Origin of the sequence: Blautia marasmi (assembly GCF_900258535.1) — a bacterium.
Lineage (GTDB): Bacteria > Bacillota > Clostridia > Lachnospirales > Lachnospiraceae > Blautia > Blautia hominis.
This window is the reverse complement of the sequence record NZ_OIWX01000001.1, coordinates 2691145-2711172: the sequence shown is the minus strand read 5'-3', so window position 1 is coordinate 2711172 and position 20028 is coordinate 2691145. Positions and strand designations below refer to the sequence as shown.

Here is a 20028-nt window from a genome sequence, read left to right as displayed (position 1 = left end):
GTATTTCATTACGAATATTTATTTCCTGTTTTGATTCTTACTCTTTTAGCAAGAAGTTTCACTGCAACTCTCGGCGAAAAATAATATAGACAACTAACTAGTTTTGATTTCAGCGGAATATCGACCCCAAACCCCGATAGCGCATTCTTTCTACATTCTTTTAAAAGCATTTCATACTCTTTGGGATACTTTCCTGTTTCATTACTAAGTGTGAGTACAGTCAAATAATCACAGCACGAATGCCATTTACTATATCTATGTATATTCCTCATTCGACGCGACTTGTCTGAGATTTTGTTCTCCATATATTCATGCGCAGTCAGACTACTTTTAAGTTTAAAACAACTAAAGGTACTACTTCCACTAGTTATATTATCTATGCGATAATAGTACACCGGAGCCTGCCCTATTATCACTTTTCCAGCTGCCTGAAAACACTCTATAGAAAAAGCAAATCCCTCACCACAGTAAATATCTTCTCGAAATGCAATTGAATGTTCTTTTATAATGTTACTATTAATAAGCTTATTCCACGGACCTATATTAAGCTGATGCAACAACATCATTTCAACTGCATGCATTCCATTTCCATTATAGTAGGTAGTAAAATCAATTTTTTTATCTTCAGGTGTTCTTCCGGAATATTTATGTACACTTCTCGAAGTAGCAATATCAGCATTTGTAGTAGCAATCAAATTCATAAAATATTCGACATACCTTTTATGCAACACGTCATCTTGATCAATAATCCCAAAATAATCTCCACTAATAATTGCTAACCCATGATTTCTAGCATTTCCAACACCACCATTTTCCTGATTAATCACAATAAACCGTTCATCTTTTTCTTTGTACCTATTACAGATTTCGAGAGATTGATCCTGTGATCCATCGTTGACTAATATAATCTCCAAATTGTCATACGTCTGCTTCTGTATTGAGTCCAAGCACTCTCTTAAGTGTTTTTCTCCATTATACACAGCAACAATCAATGAAACTAATATTGTTTTTTTCATTATAAATTTCCTCTCTTACTCTATACACTCGCGTATATAAAATAAAGATTTTTCTCTTTCCTCAATGATAACCTCATCAGCATGATGATAATCAGGCTTACACACTAATATTTCTTCAAAAGAATTTTTTTCTGTTACTATTCTATTTTTCATACCTAAAGTTCCAAGTAATGCACTTAATTTTTCTTCATTTCCATAGTTTCCATTTGTACTTTTTCTTATAATTGTAGAAAAATTTGAATGCGTTATTACAGAAAAAATAGTGCCATGAAAAGTATCCGTAATAACAGCTGATGCATTTTCAAAGTATCCCAATACTTCATAAGGTGAACATGTAATCAGTTTTCCTTTAATATGCTGTGGTCCTCCCATTATGAGAATATTTAATTTATTTCTATCGGCATAAATTGAAAGCTTATCACATTCTTCTTTTGTAAATCTATATGCATAAGCATACAATAATATATATTTTTTACGATGTGTGCTTTTTTTTCTGTTGAACAGCGGATCTTTTGAAAAATCATATAATAGAACCGGATCAATACTCATCTTTGGAGATGAGCCACATAGTTTTGTAACAATATCATATGAATTCTTGTCGCGCACAGAAATCTGATCTAGTTTCTTCAAACAATTCTGTATTTCTGTTTTCTTTCCATATTTTTCTATTTTATCATATGTTGTATTACCAAATGATGCCGCATACGATACAGTTTTTGCGGCCTTACTGTTCTCTCCAAACAATTCTAGTGTATAACCAATCTCAGGATTTCTTTGAAAACAGTTAAAGACTTCATCACTTCCTATTACCAAAACATCGACTTTGGTATCGTAATTGTACTCCGAAGTAATGCCCAAACTTTTTAGATACTTCGATTTAAAAAGATTAACAAACAACTTCATTTGAACTCTATCTTTAACATTTCTTCTTATACTTGTTGTATGAATTGATTTTTGTATGTTAATGACAGTACCTGGATGATAGTCTACAAAATGCACTTCATTACCGAGACTCTCAATTGTTTTTTTCAAGCCATACGCTTGCATAAATGAACCATAGTTAATAATTCTTTGCATTGATAATATTCCAACTAACATATTCTAACTCCTAATGTTTCTTCTTAATAATTTCATACAAATATTTCGGGTTAATTCCAGCAAGCATTAGCTTATTATTGTAGCTAATTGGCCTAATAATATAACCAATGATTACATTTGAAAATATCTGTGTCACTAATGAAGCAAAGGCTGCGCCATTTATCCCCATTACTGGAATTAATAATAAATTAAATACTACATTTGCTAAAGCCCCTGAGAAATTAATGATCCATAAGTATTTTTGTTTTTTTTCTGCAAGTATCCATACATTTCTCACTGTTCCCAAATATGAAAATGTCGTATACCAAACTACAATCCGTAAACATATTATGGAAGGTATATACTGAACTCCAAATAATATTCGAATAATTAGTTCTGCGAAAATTGAAATACCCAAACATTGAATTAATGAAAACCATATCACAACAGAATACAATCTAATAACATTCTTTTCAAATACGCCATTATTTTTTTGGCTTTCAAAGATAACCGGTCGCGCAGAATCAATTATTGCAGTAAAAACAAAACCTGTCATGCTTGCACAAGCTACAGCTGCGGAATAAAATCCGGCATCTGCATTTGACATCATCATTTTTATCATTATTCGATCCGTTTGGGTAAAAATAGTAATCATTAAGCTAGAGACAATGTAGTGCTTACCCTGATTCCATAGACTTCTTGCAATCTCAGAAGAAACTGATAAGCGCTTCCCACCAATTCTTATATAAATAGCAATACAAAAAATTGCAATAAGGAAATAATCTATCGCATATGAAACCGCAAACCAATATACGCCCTTTCCTGTTACAAGTAGAAACACCTTATAAATAGTTACTATGCTATATGAACATAGTGACACTATAGAAGTATACTTAGATAGCAGCTTTGCTTGAAACCAATACTGTATCAGCTCAAGTGCTTGTGTAAATAAACTAATACTGTATAATACACACACAAGAATAGTTTCTGTCTCACTTGCATTAGCAACAATAGAAAAAAATGCTACAGAAAGAATAGTAATGAAACTAGAAATACTGCACATAAACATTGCAGTACCCATCACCTTTCCCTCATTTTCTGGGTTGTTAATAAGCTCTTTCACAAGCACATTTGTAACACCAAGTTGCATAACTGGCAGAACAAATGCTACTACAGAAGATGCATAACTAATTAAACCATAATTTGATGGACCCAAATAACGGGCGGTAAACATTGTTACAATCAAATTAAGCACTGATTGTATTATTTTACAAAATATTATCCAAGATGCATTTTTTATCACTCTATTATGCATTGATTGCCACATTCTCCTCCCAAACCATATCATTTATGACTATAATGGTTTTTCGTTTTTACGATTTCCTATTACTCTTGCAGGATTTCCTACTACAATAGAATATTCAGGTACATCTTTATTTACTAAACTATTTGCTCCGATTACGCTTCCTTCGCCAACATTAACTCCGTCTAAAAAAACAACACCTGCACCTATCCAACAATCATTTCCAATTCTAATACCTTTATTTGAAACTCCTTGCTCACATATTTTTTTACTACTATCGTTAAATTCATGGTTCTCTGAGTGAAATCGGACGTTTTGACCGATTGCAACATACTCTCCAATCATTACACCTCCGGCAGCTCCTACAAAACAATCATTCCCCATTGATGAATGACTTCCAATGGAAAATCCTTTACCAATCTTCTGCAATGAACCAGAAGTCTTTATCATTGTTCTAACTCCAATTGATACATTATCACCTATTAAAACACCATCTTGCGAAAATGCATCAATGAGCACTTCATTATATAATGTGACACTAGACCCTATGACAATCTTGCTCTTACATTTTAACTTTGTTCTTTTACCAAGGAAAAAAAATCTTCCTTTTTTCTTTAGGCCCAAAGCTTTGAACCACCCCCGAATAATCATACCCCCTCTCTCAAAAAATACACCTAATATGTAAGAGAATGGTATTTCTTCAGGAAATGAAAAATTTGTCTCCAATAATTTTGCAATTATTTTATTTACTAAATTAACCATATGTTAATACCTCAACTAAAAAACATTAAATAATAACGAGACACTGTATTTGCATATGCAAAATATGATGCAAATAAAAGAACAATAAAAACGGTGTTTAGTATACGTTTATCTTTTCTTTTAAAATGAGCCACCAAAGAAGGAATAAGAAGTATAATAAATAATCTAAAATCCATTGAAATTCTATCTAAAAACGGGAAAATAAATCCTATAATTGATAACGCTAGATAAATGAAGTATACCGCTATTAAGTTATACTCTTCAGGCTCAATCTTATTTGTAAAATGTGAAAAAAAGATTAATACAAGAATAGCACACCATAATATAAAAGTTCCGCTGATAGCAAAGTTAAAGCTACCATTCAAAAAGTATGCAGCATAATATGTACTAACTGAAGAAAAAATCAAATTATAAAATGGAATTACACTAATAATAAATAGCGATGCAAAAAATGAATATGCAACCTTGTACCTCTTCTTATCAAAAATAAAAATTGGTACAATTAACGCGTAAAGTAAACTTGTCAAATGAAATAATGATGAAAAAAGAATTATAAGAATTGCAGGTTTGTATTCCCTACTTTTTATATACTTATATGATTGTATTGAAATTAAAACAAAAAACAACTGTCTTCCCAAATTAAAAGATTGCATAAATATTGACTCGCACAAAAGGATCAGTACCGCCATTACAACATTTGTAGTGTTATCAAGAATAAATTTACCAAATAATATAAATGTTGAAAAAGCCATAATAACCAATAACATTTGTGAACTACCAAACAGTACCATAGTTATCTTTGCAAACAATAAAAAAAAGGTTTCAACTTTATTTGCATACCCCCATGCTGTGGTTGAATATATTGATCTGGGAAATGTTGCTAAAATATCCGAGAAGCTCATATTATCTACACTTTCAGCTAAATCTAGATAACTTTTTGTATCTTCACCTACACTTGGTGCGCGAAAGCCTACTACTATAGCCATAACTAATACGCATATATACACAAATGTTTTTCTTTTAATAATTCGTCCCTTTAGCATGATTGCACAAAGCAAAACAAATGCTAACAATAAAGCATATGCTATCATTCTTAATCTCCATTTATATATTGATTCGTTAATAATGTAAAATACATAACCTTTGCTCGTTCCTTCATATTAAGAGCATTTCTCATAAGATATCTAAATCCAAATTCCTTTTCGCACCTTTTTTCATTTCTACAAATACGTAAATAACATTTTACAAGATACCCTTTTAATGCTTTCCTTAATTCTTTGTCATCTATAACAGAAAATATACTATCCCATTTTTGCAGAATTTCAATTGAATCATTGTATTTCTTAGGATTTTTACTCGTCATTATAGAATTCGTTCTAATAATATAATGATAAAATGGGCCGCTCATATAGGAAATTTTCTTAGCCGCTAAAAATATTCTTGGCAATATTTCCATATCCTCATGGAAAAATCCTTTCACAAAAAACAGACAATTCTCTAACAAGAAATCCTTACGATAAATATTCAACCACGAAGGCGCAAAGAACTCATTTGCTTTTATTGAGTCTAAAATATATTGTTTAGCAGTATACACCTTTCCTTCTTCAAGATTAGTATGTGTCATATTATACAGTTGATTATCCTCATACTTAATAGCTTCTCCGACAATGACATCTGCATGGCAATGTTCTATAGCATGTCTAAATTTTTCACAAGTGTTCAAATCTATATAATCATCTGAATCAACAAACAAAACATACTCCCCTTTTGCCCTTAATAAACCGTAGTTTCTTGCATCCGATAGTCCTCCATTCTTTTTGTGATAAACATGAATTCTCTTATCCTTTTCAGATAAATTATCACAAATAACCCCTGATTGATCTTTACTTCCATCATCTATCAGCAAAATTTCTATATCATCAATGCTCTGACTCAACAAAGACTTTACACATCTTTCCAATTCATTTTCTACATTATAGACTGGTACTACAATGGATATTATCATCTGTTTTCTTCCTCTCAATCATATTCATTAATAGGAGTTTGCGATACACTACAGACCACATAAATTTGGGCATTTTTCTTTGCTAAAAATAAATAACTCCTCACAGGGCATTTTTGTTATGTTTATAAATTCGGCATTATACAAATGGACTGGGCATTATCCTTCACGTCGACTTTTATAATAAGTATTTATTCAACCGACATCCAGATATCATCCTAAACAAGAAACCCGACTGTGGACTATACAATCAATGCGGATGGCATTCCCTGCTGTCCTTCCAATTTCGAACTGCCATGAAATATGAGGGAACCTCTAAACTCGGCGTGATCCGGTATAAATTTGCCTGTCCTAAAATGCGATGGATCTGTGATCCTGTTACTAAAAAGTACCGCCGCCAATGCTTTTGTGAAGCTTCCTGCAACTCTTCCTCCTGGGGAAGGATGATATACATTTATCCCGAAAAGGATTTAAGAACTTACCTTAAGGGGCACCCCGGATTGAGATGACACTTATAAGATCAGGACTATCGTTGAACAATCTATCAATCATGTAAAAGATTCTTTCTGTCTTGCAGGCAGAAAACACAAAATAAGAAAACGCTCCATGCGGATCTGCTCTTTGTAGGGTTATCCCAACTCCTTGGGGCTATCCTTACGGACAAGCTCCATCCGCACCAATATATCCGCAGTCTGAAATCACTGGTGCCTTAAACCATAATACAAGATAGGACTTAGCATTTTTCACGGAATCTTATCTGCAGTTTCCTGATTTCGTGTGCCAATTTCCCACCTTCCGGTCGATTTAACTAAGGAATCCTGCGTAGGTGTGATTTCAGCCTTGTCCAGAAGCACGATTGAGAACTCGTATAGCAATTACCTGATATTTATTAAAAGCCTAAACTATTAATTAATTCTTTTAGCTTTTAATTTATTTTCAATGAGCTCAAGCATTTTAATTGCATGATTTTGCATATCAAAATCAAATGCAATCATTCTCTGCTCATCCAATGCATCGAAATAAATATTCTCACTGAGAAAATAATCTTCTAGCATTTTCGCCAGTTCCTCACTAGTCGGGGAAAATACGTGCATTGCTTTAGTTCCTTCAAATAAATCTCTTGCCCCAACTCTATTTGAAACCAGAACTACAACATTATTTGCAAGACCTTCAATTGCAGTAAACCCAAATGTCTCGTAGCAGAAACCAGGTACCACTAAAAAATCCAACTCATTCATGATTTTAGCAATATCAGCGTGATTATAATTTCCGTGTTCACGGCAAAATGAATACTTGTTAACCATTCCATATTCATCTCCATAAAAATGAAGTAAAAAATCAAACCCCTTCTCATTTAATATTTTAGCCGCTCCGATAAGCATCCATGCACCTTTATGAAATCCGCTAGTTCCTATAAATCCTATATTCCACTGTACTTTGTTAGTATTTTCGTATTTTCGTACTTTATTACGATTATCGACCAATCCTTCGACAGTAATGTTTTGTACGACAAATTCAATATTATTCGAAATATATTTTTTATATATTTGTTGAGCTACAGTGCTATTAAAATGAATCAGATCAATTCCTTCTAATAATTCCTTTTTTTGTTCTAATAGAGCAGCATAATTACTATAATCTCTGGATGTCATTTCATATGAGCATACTTGTTTTAACCCTTCACTATCATTTTTTTCTTTTGCACGTTTATTTTTTATACATCCTAACAATTTACTATTTTTTATTTTAGGATACCACTCAGATTGTAAAACGAACTGCATAAAACTAGAGTTATTAAGTCCATAATTACAATAGGCGCAACGGCCAGCAGATGGACCCTCGCAATTCTTATTCTGGTTATTAATCAAACTTGTTCTTAGACAAATTGCATAGTAATCATGAGTAGTATAAACTGTTTTTATTTTACATTCTTTCAAATATCGAAAATATTCAATCGGAAAGCCCATAAACGAATGAATATGCACATAATCTGGTTGAAATTTTTCGACAAAGCATTTAAAAGGCTCGGTATCGTGATGTTTTAAAAACAATTCAGGATTACCAATTCCTAATGGTATAGGAACATATTCTGGATTAACTAGTTTATAGGCTTTAACTCCAACATTTTTCTTTTCAACAATTCTAGAATTCTTATTGATTAGGTCGACATTGCCAGGATATAATAATGCAACTTCAACACCCAATTTTTTCTCTGCAATTGCTAAATCGTATGAATATCTTGATAGTCCTCCACTTCTAATTTGTGGTGGTCCTAATGTAAGATGTAAAACCTTCATTTTTAATCCCCTTCTCAATTATATAGAACGAAAAATTCTACTATACTCAGTTACTATCTTCTTCCATGAATACTTCTCAATCATTCTATTCTTTGCTCTATTTCCAATATACAATATTTTTTTTTCAGTCAGCATATCCACTTCTTCAATTAATTTCTTTAAAGAATCCTCATCTTTAAAATACACTGCTGCATCTCCACCCACATATCTATTAAATGAAACATCATTAAGTAGATTTACATTAGTTTCAGCCATTGCTTCAAGTAGCCCTGGATTTGTTCCTCCTACAGAATGCCCATGAATATATCCTCTTGCATACTGTCGAACATAATGAAGTATTTCCTTATCATACAAAGTACCCGCCATAATTACTCGATCATCATCAGGATAATGGGTACTATCTAAAATATGCTGATGAAACTTTTGGATTTCTGCTTTATAATTAGTAATAATCAAAAGCTTCTTATCTGTCTTAGACTTCATAAAACCTTTAATCATCATTTCATAATTATTTTCTGGTATATATCTTCCAAGTACTAGATAATACTCATCCTTTTCGATTCTCCACTTATTGAAAAAATCTTTAACTTTTTCAGGCATTGGTTCTGCTACAGCGGGCACCAAGTCAACGCCGTAGGCAACATAATCAAGTATTGGTTTTTTTCCAATTAATAATTTTTGATACACTTCTTGAATTCCTTCATTATCACATGTAAGTAAATCCATAGACTTTGCCATCATAATCGCCGAAACGAATGCATATATCTGAACCAGCTTATTCCATTTTGTTCTTTTCCACTCTACTCCAGCAGGATTTTCCATGAGCTTTATGCCCAATTTCTTGATTTTTTTCTTTTTAAGCCAAACATAAGGACCTACTCTCAGACCCAAATAGAAAAATATGGGATTCTCTATTTTTCTTTCCTGAACGTATTGAATTGCATAGTCTGTACAATTTTTATCATACTTCATCATTGCACTACTACCGGTAGATGATTCGCATACTCTTATGCAAGTAATAAACTCATTATATTCAATAAACTCCTGTTCTTCCTTATTGTCTACTTTTTCAAAAGCATAGAAATGAACATCATCATCTTCCCAATTATCTAAAAGACCATGCGCAAAAGTCTCCCATCCACCATAGTTTTGTGTATATCCTCGAAGACCGATAATAAAAACATTCTTTTTAGTTATAGCCATTATTTGCTCCTAACCGAACCGCACCATGTTCACTTACATCAATTTTTCAACCAATAAGCTATCTGATTCTTTTTCAATTTCTTTAATAGAATCCATATAACTCACAATACGATAGTTCTCTTTGTACTCACTCAGTTTCATATCATACGCAAAGCTTCCAAATGCTTTATCTACAGCTGGCAAGAACTTTGCCATAATTTTGAATATCCATCCAAATCCATTTATTAATAACATGTTCTTCTTGTTTACAACTGCTATGTCCTTTATAATCTGTGCAGTACAAGTGTACTCAGCATTCTGTGGCCAGAATGTACCAGTTTCTTCATACTCTATAAGTAATCGAACAAATTCAGCTAAATTCTTGTTGTAAAGCATGCTTCTGGTATTTTTGATATTTGGGAAAATTGAAAACTTTTTTGCAAATGAAGAAAGGTTATTATAATGGCTCTTCATTCCAAGCCCATACAAAGCTGGGGCACGAATAATCGCAACTTTGAAGCATTCGTCTTCAAGCTTCTTAATACCCTCTTCGGCCTGCAACTTACTCATGCCATAAAAATTTGCAGGATTAGGTTTTGTATCTTTTGTAATTATAAATTCTTCTCCAATGTGAGAGCTGTTACCATACACAATGCCACTACTCATAAAAATAAATTGCTTGATTCCGCTTTCTTTAGCTTTCTTTGCCGTCTCAATGGTAAGATCACGATTTACTTTGTAGAAAAGAGATTCCATTGAAGGATCTAGCGTTACATGTGCAATTCCAGCAACATGATAGACAGAATCATACTTGGAAAAATCAAATGACTTCCAAGAATCATTTCGCATATCCACACTGTCTACTGAATACTTTTCCGGCCATTGGTTAAGCCATTTTTCTATACACATTCCAACGCAACTACCTGCGCCTGTTATCAATACTCTTTTCATAGTCAATCCTCTTTATTTTTATTGTCTTCCATTATCTCTGCTGCAATTCTTCCATTTGTGGTCTGATCCTCAACATCCTTCTGAGAGAATACCAAAGCTATAGTTTTGAAGAATATCTTTACATCCAACGCAAAACCTATATTATTGACATAGTAGATTTCCTGATTGTATTTCTCCTCGATAGTCTGATTATTCCTGCCATGGATTGCTGTCCAACTTGTAATACCTGGAAGTACTTCAAATCGAATAAGTTGTTCCTCGTTATATGTACCAAGGTCATTAATCAAGAACGGTCTGGGACCGATAAAACTCATTTCACCCTTTAAGATGTTAATAAGCTGCGGAAGCTCATCAATACTAGTTTTTCTGACAAAATTCCCCGACTTTGTCATTCTCTCAGTATCACTTAAAGCTCGACCATTTTTATCCCTGACTTCCGTTCTCATCGAACGCAGTTTATAGATATGAAATATCTTCTGATGATAGCCAGGTCTTGCTTGTTTGTAAATTACAGGACCTTTAGACTCAAGCTTAATCCAGATAGCCGAAAATCCTATTAGGATTGCAGAAGGAATCAAAAGCAGGATTGCGCAAACGCAGTCCAAAAATCGTTTTACCTTTATATAGCTCTTCTGCTTTGCGGTAAACCTATGTGCACTGTTATATTCAGGATGTTTTATCTCACTCATTTTGCAGGATTCCCCTTTACAACCGCTCCATCAGGAACATTCTTAACTACAACAGACCCCATACCAACTAGAGACTTATTTCCTACATGATGACCTTCACGGATAGTAGAATTCCCAGAAATATAGGCCCGCTCTCCGGTACTTGAACTACCAAACATAATCGTCTCGCCAACGATTAAAGAATGTGCACCAATCTGAACGTTATGGGAAATAAAGCAACTACTATCTACCTTGCTGTCAATGTGAACTACTGTGTCATCAATTGCACCTCTAGCAATAACTGTATTAGCACCTATCTGCACCTTATCTTCAAGTATAACTCCTCCGAATTGAGGAATTGTTGCTGAAGAACCGTCTGCTCTTCTCATTGTGGTAAGACCATCTGCACCAACAACAGTATTTGCACGAATTACAACATTATTGCCCAAAATGACTCTTCCAAGCAGTTTTACACCCGTATCAATATAGCAATTCTTACCGGTTACAACTTCATCACCAATATATGCTCCTGGAAAGATTACAGTCCCCTCACCAATCTGCGCATCTTTTGCAATGTATGCCCCATTGATGACCTCATACTCACAAGGCTTTGGCAGATATGTAATATCGTTATCAACAAAGAACATGGCATACGCCTGTCTTGGATTTTCTACATGTACAAATACGTGCATTTCAGCCAGCTCAGCAGGAATTTCTTCGCCCTCTGGCCAGAAAACTAAACAGTTATTAACATTATTCAAACTTACTGCTTCAGACAGATGTTCTTTTGTACAGAACATAACCGAATTATTTGCAGGTTTGTTCAGAGAAGCTGCTCTAGTAAGAACATAATCTCTATCTGAATCGTATTTACTTATATTTACACTAAAGAACACCTTTTCCATTGTTTATTCCTTTCCAACGATAAAAACATAGTTTGTTGTAGCCGAACCACCGATATTTAACATCAATGCATTCTTGACCTCACCATTCTTAACCTGGTACTTACCAGCTTTTCCAGCTACCTGTTTATAGATATCAAGGAACATTCTTGCGCCGGAAGCACCAACTGGATGACCACATCCAATTAAACCACCAGATGGATTTATAGGCTTTGCACCGTCAAAAGCGATTGTGCCATCTTCTACTGCGTTCCACTCCTCTCCTGGTTCAGTAATACCAAACGCAGATATTGCTGCATATTCGGATGATGTAAAGCAGTCATGAGTTTCAAAAACATCAATATCATCGATAGTCAATCCACTTCTTCTATATGCATCAAGAACTGTCTGTCTTGTCCACGGAAGAATGTACTTATTGTTCTTACTCTCTTCCATCTTCTTATCAAAACGCATTGGCGCCACTCTATGACCGTACCCCTTAACAACCGGAGCCTTCTCAATGTTTCTCTCATCAATAAATTTCTTTGAGCAGAGAATTACTACTGCTGCTCCGTCTGTAACCTGTGAACAGTCAGAAGTAGCCAGTCTTCCACCGACAAGCATATTCGTTGCTGTTCCACGCATATTTGCTTGCTCATAACTCATAAACCATTTACGAGTCTGGGCCATTGAATTGCGCTTCGCATTGGAATAATTAATGTTTGAAATCTGGGCAAGTGCACTCATATATCTATTTTCATCCAAGTTATATTTCTTTATTGTTTCATCTGCGAGTCGGCCAAATAGTTTTGGAAATGGGAAATCAATGCCTTTTCCTTCTTTTTCATAATAAGCAGCACGACCGAGAATATCTCCCCCCACCTTACTATCAACAGTCTTCATCAACTCCCAGCCAATAACAACTGCTACATCATAATCACCATTCTGAATCTTTGTTATTGCTGCATCAAGAGCGACAGAACTGGAAGCACAAGCTGCCTCGTAACGTGCACAAGGCACTCCATAAAATGCAGGACTTACTTCAGTAATAAACGCCCCAAGATGCCCCTGACTGATATACTGCTCAGCAATGAAGTTTCCTACATAACAAGCCACTCTGTTATCCTTGTTAAGAGAAATAATATCTTCATATGAAAGACCTGCATCGTTCAAACCATCTGTGAATGCCTCTTTTAGAATACCAACAACATTCTTTCCTTCTTTTGTCCAGTTACGTTCGAAATCGGTCTGAGCACCACCGAGAATATATACGTTGTTCATTCCTACACCTCACTTCTTTGCTTTGAAATAGATTCTGAAATCATACTTGGAAGGTTCAATCAATGACAATAAATGATCAACATCTACACTACCAAGTTCAAGTCTCTCTTTTACTAGTTCCTTAAAATCTGTCACCTCTAAAATTGCATCAACAACAGCCATAGGCGGACACCAGTTAAATCCAGCTGCCATTACATCATCTGCGTCATGAACACTGAATCCAACTTCTTCTGAAGCCGCTATTGAATAAATAACATATTTCAATAAGAAGTGCAGACACATCTCAGCTTCCTGAGAATGATTATCAATCAATGCCTGGAATGCAGATCTGTAGCTTCCTTTTCTCAGCTTACGTATCATTGTTTCAGCAAACGGAAACACATATTTATTTGCTTCTCTATAAGAATCAGACGCAATATCATACACATACATCTGCTTTACACCACTATCAAATTTTTTCAGATAATACAATCCACCACCAGATTTTCTACCAAGCATTCCTTTCTCAACTAACTTATTGATATAACCGGGACAAATAAAAGATTTATGTGAAAAGTCATTAGTGTTGGCATATATGTTATCAACTATAGCCTTATGAACATCCAAACCTACGAAGTCCGCTGTAGTGATAGGTGCCATTGTTCTACCCGTATATGCACCCAAAATAGCATCCACATAATCAATACCACCATTATCTTTATACTTTTCTGCATACTGGAGAGCTTCATTGATAAACTGAAATCCAATTCTGTTACCCAAGAAAGCAGGGCTGTCTTTAACTACTACTACAGTACGAAGAAGTATATTTGATAGATAATCCTTGAGATCGGTGAAAAGACCCATATCACTGTATTTCGTTGGAATCAGTTCGCATAAAGTCATAGCATATGGCGGATTAAACATATGTACGCCAAAGAAATGGCTTCTCAAATTATCAGGGAAACATTCTGCTAATGAAGTAATCGAGAGTCCCGATGAACCAGAACAGGCAATAGCATGAGATGGCATCACTTTTCCAATTTTCTGCATCAACTCCACTTTTGCTCCAAGTTCTTCTTTAATATGCTCAACGACAATATCCGATTTTGCTACGCATTCATCTAGCATAGCATAATCTGCTGGAATCAAGCGTGATGCAATGCTATCTGCCCTTACAGATGAAACCGACTTTGCTACTGTTGCTTTTGCCTTATTAATATCTCTGCAAACAAGATAAACTGTACAACCACCGAAGGCTGCATAAATTGCGGCTACATTACGTCCCATCGTTCCGTTTGCACCAACAATAGTAACTGTCTTTATTTCTCTCACAATTATTTCCTCCATATAATTATCTGTTTTTTTATTCTCTCTTAAACGCACATTCAAAAGCTTCCGCATAGTAACATCCAGCCTGCACCCCTCGATACGCGGCTAACCCTTCAAGTGCTTCATTACTCCTTGGATGTGGATATGGTCTCATAACTCCTTTATAAGCAGATAGAGCCTTAATCTTTATCTCAACGCCATCCTTACCAATCTCCACAAAATAGTTTGGAGAAAATCTGTTAGCGGAAGTATCAAATGACCATTCAGTGCTCGAAGGTACTTCCATGTAAAGGAGTTCCTTTAATGCCGGAAGATTATCTCGTCTCTGGAATAATCGACACGCAGCTTGAGCTGCGTAGGAAGTCTGAACATGGTCATTGTTTGTATCAGAAGGATGATGAGTAATGATTGCTTCTGCCTTCCAATCCTCAATACACGACTCAATGAACCGAACCAACTCAAGATGAGGTACCGTGTTCATCTGAATGTTTGGAAAATCAGCATGATATGTCTTTTCCACACCAACAATAGAAAAAGCCTTTTTTTCGTCCTCCAATAAAGTAGATGACAAGTCTTTTCTAGCTGCAGCCTGGCTTACCATAATTGTTACTGCAACGTTGTGTCCTTCTTCAACCAATTTATGTATTGTTGCACCTGCACCCAAAACCTCATCATCTGGATGTGCAACTACCACTAAATAATTCATGTCCATTCTCCCTTGTTATTATTTCTTAAAAAACTCTCGCCTCCAACAGTCTTTTATGGCTTCCTATATTCCGTACAACTGTGTACTTTATAACCATCTGGCACATAATTCTCACATGCCACGACAGCATTGCAGTCCAGCTGAGCAAACTTACCTACAACAGAATTATGATTAACTATTGCTCCTGCACAAATAAAAGAACCTCTTTTCACTTCCGCATTAGCGCTAACTACTGCCCTTACTTCAATTACACACCCTGCACCAACTGCCGCACTTTTACTCACTACTGCTTTTGGGTGAATCAAAGTGATTGGTTTTTTCAATCTTTCAAATATTTTTTCTCTGATTTCCGGATTTCCGATAGCAACAATCGAACCACCATATCCACCTTCAATTTCTTCAATTTCATTTATCTTCCCGATTGCTTCCAGCGAATTATCATCCAGAAAATCGATTTTTTTATAGCCAATCATTTCAGCTATTTCTTTTACTAGCTGACCATAACCTCCGGCTCCTATAATCAATAAAGATTTCACTTTACTCCCCTCCGTATAAGACTAATGTGCTATTCTTTTTTACGCAAATACCATTCTTATGACAATTATGCTTTTATGATTATTTTTTGTTTATTTCTTTGTTTTGTGATAACTACTCAGGAGGCTCTATTCGAAAATAAAATCAGAGCATCCTAAAATCGCATTTTTGATTACATCATATGTGTTATCCCTGCTTATGAGCAGTTCCAACATATGACATGATTTTCAGATAATCTCTAGAACCGACTTCGCTGCGAAAGCAGCCAGACACCTTGGTCTTGACTTTTATCATCCTGATATCACGTTCCGCCTGATTATTATCAATGCATTCTACCAGAACAAAGGTCTTTCCTTTTTCTTCCAGCCACACTTTTTCTCTGTGGTGACCGGAAGAGGATTCTCTTCTCTGGCTTGTTTGAAAAGTTCCTTGTATCGCTTATCAAACTTATAATAGTGATAATAGCTGAGAGTTTCTTTTCCTGCCTCAATAGCTTTCTCTTTGACCTTCTTCATTTCTAACAGAAGGTCTATAAACGCAGATGCCCATTTCTATTCGGGACGTCTCTCTATAACACCAGTCAATTCCCGTAATAAGTGTTACAGTAGATGGCATGCTGACAGTACTCGTAGTTCCAATACAAAGCCTAACAGTCATGCATTTTTATATGAAAGAGCTATCACGTGGTCCCTAGCCTCGATTCCAAGTGATTTAATTGTTCTCCCGAAACAAGAGTATTGGAATTGAAGCAAATTGATTTACTAGTATATGACTTGCTATGTACAAAATACAGAGCTAATATACAAGCCCCCTAAAACAATTGGTTATTAAATCATAGCCAATACCTGTTCTAGTATAAAAACAAATATTAGAAGGTACATTCTTCACAAGCCCGGTGCCTACAGATGTGAGGAGTACTCCACCACCAGTAGATCGCATCACATTTTTTTATTGGCCAGTCACATCGAGTAATCATTTTCATCCAAGTTGCCACAGTACAACTGTGGTAGCTCCTTTCTTATTCCTTTTTTTATAGATCATCCTTCTCAGGAGATCTGATTAACTTACCAGTACGTTGATATGCTCATCAGGTCTTCTGAAAATAGCATCCGGTCAGTGCTTCATAAATTGACACAGTTATCTGATTCTTTTATTGTTTCCATCGGTAATTCTCACTTACATATAGATAGCCTCTCGGAATCTCTGAGCCTTTAATGATGTGGCTTGTGAAACTCCATTTTTTATTTTTCTCCACCTTTTTTGTCTGGACATTCCACCTCAAATATGTAGCGCTTCGCGCCTTTAATAATGAGGTATTTCGTTCCTGCAGCCGCCGGTTCTAACTTTTAATTGGAGATGTATTTCATTGAACCCTGTTAACATTAGTGAAGATTCCGAGAGCCCATAATTTCTTATTTTGTACCATTGTTCCTTTTATATATTTGTTTGTTAAATAACAATGATATGACTATCTATAAAATTTCTTTATTTTGACAACAATAAACCTGCCTGGATAGTTTTCTCTCCAGAAACAGGCTTAGTCGATTATCTCCTTATTCATTTTTGCTCTGCAAATTGGGTTAATAGAACGGGTGCCAGAAGGGTAATGTATATCGACTGGGATTGGCAGCTCTCCCCATTTTAAACAAAAAACAATAAAGATGGGACTCGACTAAGCCACCAAACCCTTGTAGATACTGGTTTTTCTCTGGTTGTCCCTATTATATAATTATCGATAGACTTTTTAATTAAATCTTGCAAATGCGTTGCCCGTCAGAATCATACAACATATTACATAATTTTACACATTAGTTAAATAAAACTATGCTAATTCAACCATAACTTATTGCGAAATAGCCTTATCCTGTTTGTAAGTTGGCACCACTCTTTGCACCAAATCACAGATATCCTCCCTATTCCCATAACTAGCCTTCGCCAAATCCTCCAAATCCCCCAAAAACTTCTCCAAATCAAACGGAATCGGCTTCCCAATATGTATCAATTTATTCGGCGTAGTCTTCATCCCTTCCTCCGCCATAAGTTTCTCCTCATAAAGCTTCTCTCCAGGCCTCAACCCAGTATACACAACCGATATATCAACATCCGGCTTATACCCCGACAGCTTTATCAAGTTCCTTGCCAACGTATCAATTTTCACCGGCGCCCCCATATCCAGCACAAATATCTCCCCACCCTTCGCATACGTTCCCGCCTGCAACACAAGACTCACCGCTTCAGGTATCGTCATAAAGTACCGAATGATATCCGGATGCGTAACCGTAACCGGCCCTCCTGCTTCAATCTGCTTCTTAAAAAGCGGAATCACGGATCCATTACTCCCTAAAACATTACCAAATCGAACCGCCACAAAATCGGTATGTCTTCTCTGACCCTCTTCACATTCCGCACCCTTTTCCCTGGTAGCCGCCGCCACTTCATAGTCTGCACCTTCATCATGCCCATTCAGGTCCGGCAAAATAATCGGCCCCCCCTGTTTACTCAGCCTATCCATAGTCTGAATCACCATCTCACAAAGCCTCTTACTGGCTCCCATAATATTCGTAGGATTAACCGCCTTATCCGTACTGATCAGCACAAATTTCTCGCACCCACTCTGCAGTGCCGCGCTTGCAGTCTTATATGTACCCAGAACGTTATTCTTTATCGCCTCACAAGGACTCGTCTCCATCAAAGGCACATGCTTATGTGCCGCTGCATGATAGACCACATCCGGCCTATACTCTGCAAACACACTATTAACCCTTCTGCTATCCCTAACCGACCCAATCAAAACAACCAAATCCAACTTCGGATATTTCCGTCTCAACTCCTGTTCAATGTCATAAGCATTATTCTCATATATATCAAATATGATCAGCCGTTTCGGACCATGCGCCGCAATCTGCCGACACAACTCGCTGCCGATAGATCCACCTCCACCAGTAACAAGAATCGTCTTATTCCGCAGCGCATTAAAGATTTCCTCCATATTGACCTTAATCGGATCTCTTCCCAACAAATCCTCCACAGCCACACTCTTCATCTTACTGATCGACACTTCCCCGTTCACCAGCTGATATATTCCCGGAAGTATCTTCATTTCGCACCCAGTCTCTTTACAGATATTAAGAATATCTCTCTTTTCCTCAGCCGAGGCACTGGGAATCGCCAGCAAAATCTGGTCAACTTTATATTTTTCCGCATTCAGCAGAATATCATCTCTGTTGCCGACAATCGGAATCCCTTCTATGTAACGTCCCATCTTATTCGGATTATCATCAATAATACAACAAACCTTTGCCTTCACTTCACTGGCACGGTTCAAATCCCTAATAATAATCTGCCCGGCAGCTCCTGCCCCAATCAGCATAACCCGATGAAGAACCGCATCCTCTTCACTCTGTTTATTCCGATTACGCTCCAACAAAATAAACCGATAAGAAAACCGAACAGCAACCGTAAACACAAACTGCAGCATAATCCCAAACAGATAATAAGAAATAGGCATTCTTTTCAAAAACAAGGTAATTCCAATTATCTGAAACAACCCAGTCAAAACATTAGCCGCCCCAATCCGGAACAACTCACTAAAACTGGCAAACCGCCAAACGCTCTTATACAGCCTCAGTCCCCAATAAACCGCAATACAAAACACCGTATACCAAGGTGCAAACCTCAAAAACGCCCCCAGATAAACATCCGGAATCAAGGAATACCGACAGTCAAACCTAACCCACAAAGCCAGCATAAACGCCGCATTCACAGCAACAATATCATAAAGCACCAGCCAAAGCGCAATCGCCTGCCAATGTTCCATAACTTTTTTCTTCTTACCAGCCTTCCGCATCAACTCTTCCTGAACCCTGTCTCTTTCCTCATTCGTCTGTGCCGCTTTCCATCTTCTCTCTTCCTCACCGGTCAAACTGGAGCCATGTTCCATACTCTCGTCATATCCAGCGTCCTCTCTGCCACGAATAAACGCCTCCTGCTCATTATCCTCTCTCTTCCTGTCTCCGGAATTGATCTTCGCCAAAGCAAATACCATCACGAACAGGAACAG

Annotated in this window: 16 protein-coding genes and 1 pseudogene; all 17 read right to left on the bottom strand. The window is 36.2% G+C overall.

Translation table 11 applies throughout. The annotated features are described in order from the left end of the window. Nucleotides 1-8: 8 nt before the first annotated feature. Nucleotides 9-1016 carry a glycosyltransferase family 2 protein gene (locus tag C6P39_RS11705; RefSeq protein ID WP_104803906.1) on the bottom strand — a complete coding sequence of 336 codons (1008 nt, stop codon included), beginning with the start codon at nt 1014-1016 and terminating at the stop codon, nt 9-11. Nucleotides 1017-1031: 15 nt separating this feature from the next. Then, nucleotides 1032-2114, bottom strand: coding sequence for a polysaccharide pyruvyl transferase family protein (locus C6P39_RS11700; protein ID WP_104803905.1), 1083 nt, complete (start codon nt 2112-2114; stop codon nt 1032-1034). Between the two features lie 10 nt (nt 2115-2124). Then, nucleotides 2125-3408 carry a flippase gene (locus tag C6P39_RS11695; protein WP_158661547.1) on the bottom strand — a complete coding sequence of 428 codons (1284 nt, stop codon included), beginning with the start codon at nt 3406-3408 and terminating at the stop codon, nt 2125-2127. Between the two features lie 39 nt (nt 3409-3447). Beyond that, a complete protein-coding gene (locus C6P39_RS28175; protein ID WP_104803903.1) occupies nt 3448-4158 on the bottom strand; it encodes an acyltransferase in 711 nt (236 codons plus the stop codon). An 11-nt stretch (nt 4159-4169) separates the two neighbouring features. Next, on the bottom strand, nt 4170-5249 hold the full coding sequence (locus C6P39_RS11685; RefSeq protein ID WP_104803902.1) for an EpsG family protein: 1080 nt from the start codon (nt 5247-5249) through the stop codon (nt 4170-4172). Nucleotides 5250-5251: 2 nt separating this feature from the next. Then, nucleotides 5252-6163: a glycosyltransferase family 2 protein gene (locus C6P39_RS11680; protein WP_104803901.1), complete on the bottom strand. Its 912-nt coding sequence runs from the start codon at nt 6161-6163 to the stop codon at nt 5252-5254. A 902-nt stretch (nt 6164-7065) separates the two neighbouring features. Then, nucleotides 7066-8457 carry a glycosyltransferase gene (locus C6P39_RS11675; RefSeq protein WP_104803900.1) on the bottom strand — a complete coding sequence of 464 codons (1392 nt, stop codon included), beginning with the start codon at nt 8455-8457 and terminating at the stop codon, nt 7066-7068. An 18-nt stretch (nt 8458-8475) separates the two neighbouring features. After that, complete coding sequence (locus C6P39_RS11670; protein WP_104803899.1) at nt 8476-9660, bottom strand: DUF1972 domain-containing protein; 1185 nt, start codon at nt 9658-9660, stop codon at nt 8476-8478. Between the two features lie 33 nt (nt 9661-9693). Further along, the gene (locus C6P39_RS11665) at nt 9694-10590 is read right to left on the bottom strand and encodes an NAD-dependent epimerase/dehydratase family protein (RefSeq protein ID WP_104803898.1); all 897 of its coding nucleotides are present in this window, start codon (nt 10588-10590) and stop codon (nt 9694-9696) included. A 2-nt stretch (nt 10591-10592) separates the two neighbouring features. Then, nucleotides 10593-11279, bottom strand: a complete 687-nt coding sequence (locus C6P39_RS11660) for a sugar transferase (protein ID WP_104803897.1) — start codon at nt 11277-11279, stop codon at nt 10593-10595. After that, nucleotides 11276-12163, bottom strand: a complete 888-nt coding sequence (locus C6P39_RS11655; RefSeq protein WP_104803896.1) for a UDP-3-O-(3-hydroxymyristoyl)glucosamine N-acyltransferase — start codon at nt 12161-12163, stop codon at nt 11276-11278. Before C6P39_RS11655 ends, C6P39_RS11660 begins: the two co-directional genes overlap by 4 nt. 3 nt (nt 12164-12166) lie before the next feature. After that, complete coding sequence (locus tag C6P39_RS11650; RefSeq protein ID WP_104803895.1) at nt 12167-13420, bottom strand: acetyl-CoA acetyltransferase; 1254 nt, start codon at nt 13418-13420, stop codon at nt 12167-12169. A 9-nt stretch (nt 13421-13429) separates the two neighbouring features. After that, on the bottom strand, nt 13430-14731 hold the full coding sequence (locus C6P39_RS27755; protein WP_207657126.1) for a 3-hydroxyacyl-CoA dehydrogenase family protein: 1302 nt from the start codon (nt 14729-14731) through the stop codon (nt 13430-13432). Nucleotides 14732-14762: 31 nt separating this feature from the next. Beyond that, a complete protein-coding gene (locus tag C6P39_RS11640) occupies nt 14763-15434 on the bottom strand; it encodes a PIG-L deacetylase family protein (RefSeq protein WP_104803893.1) in 672 nt (223 codons plus the stop codon). A 53-nt stretch (nt 15435-15487) separates the two neighbouring features. Further along, nucleotides 15488-15970, bottom strand: coding sequence for a PglD-related sugar-binding protein (locus C6P39_RS11635; protein ID WP_104803892.1), 483 nt, complete (start codon nt 15968-15970; stop codon nt 15488-15490). Nucleotides 15971-16157: 187 nt separating this feature from the next. Further along, nucleotides 16158-16292: pseudogene (locus tag C6P39_RS27485) on the bottom strand (IS66 family transposase); the annotation flags it as partial. Nucleotides 16293-17811: 1519 nt separating this feature from the next. Then, nucleotides 17812-19815 carry a polysaccharide biosynthesis protein gene (locus C6P39_RS11625; protein ID WP_104805912.1) on the bottom strand — a complete coding sequence of 668 codons (2004 nt, stop codon included), beginning with the start codon at nt 19813-19815 and terminating at the stop codon, nt 17812-17814. Between the last annotated feature and the right edge of the window lie 213 nt (nt 19816-20028).

What these genes read in the sequence shown, in the direction of transcription:
- C6P39_RS28175 (WP_104803903.1), bottom strand. Translation starts at nt 4,158, where the DNA reads ATGGTTAATTTAGTAAATAAAATAATTGCAAAATTATTGGAGACAAAT.
- C6P39_RS11625 (WP_104805912.1), bottom strand. Translation starts at nt 19,815, where the DNA reads ATGCGGAAGGCTGGTAAGAAGAAAAAAGTTATGGAACATTGGCAGGCG.
- C6P39_RS11705 (WP_104803906.1), bottom strand. Translation starts at nt 1,016, where the DNA reads ATGAAAAAAACAATATTAGTTTCATTGATTGTTGCTGTGTATAATGGA.
- C6P39_RS11685 (WP_104803902.1), bottom strand. Translation starts at nt 5,249, where the DNA reads ATGATAGCATATGCTTTATTGTTAGCATTTGTTTTGCTTTGTGCAATC.
- C6P39_RS11695 (WP_158661547.1), bottom strand. Translation starts at nt 3,408, where the DNA reads ATGCATAATAGAGTGATAAAAAATGCATCTTGGATAATATTTTGTAAA.
- C6P39_RS11650 (WP_104803895.1), bottom strand. Translation starts at nt 13,420, where the DNA reads ATGAACAACGTATATATTCTCGGTGGTGCTCAGACCGATTTCGAACGT.
- C6P39_RS11680 (WP_104803901.1), bottom strand. Translation starts at nt 6,163, where the DNA reads ATGATAATATCCATTGTAGTACCAGTCTATAATGTAGAAAATGAATTG.
- C6P39_RS11665 (WP_104803898.1), bottom strand. Translation starts at nt 10,590, where the DNA reads ATGAAAAGAGTATTGATAACAGGCGCAGGTAGTTGCGTTGGAATGTGT.
- C6P39_RS11675 (WP_104803900.1), bottom strand. Translation starts at nt 8,457, where the DNA reads ATGAAGGTTTTACATCTTACATTAGGACCACCACAAATTAGAAGTGGA.
- C6P39_RS11655 (WP_104803896.1), bottom strand. Translation starts at nt 12,163, where the DNA reads ATGGAAAAGGTGTTCTTTAGTGTAAATATAAGTAAATACGATTCAGAT.
- C6P39_RS11670 (WP_104803899.1), bottom strand. Translation starts at nt 9,660, where the DNA reads ATGGCTATAACTAAAAAGAATGTTTTTATTATCGGTCTTCGAGGATAT.
- C6P39_RS11660 (WP_104803897.1), bottom strand. Translation starts at nt 11,279, where the DNA reads ATGAGTGAGATAAAACATCCTGAATATAACAGTGCACATAGGTTTACC.
- C6P39_RS11700 (WP_104803905.1), bottom strand. Translation starts at nt 2,114, where the DNA reads ATGTTAGTTGGAATATTATCAATGCAAAGAATTATTAACTATGGTTCA.
- C6P39_RS11640 (WP_104803893.1), bottom strand. Translation starts at nt 15,434, where the DNA reads ATGAATTATTTAGTGGTAGTTGCACATCCAGATGATGAGGTTTTGGGT.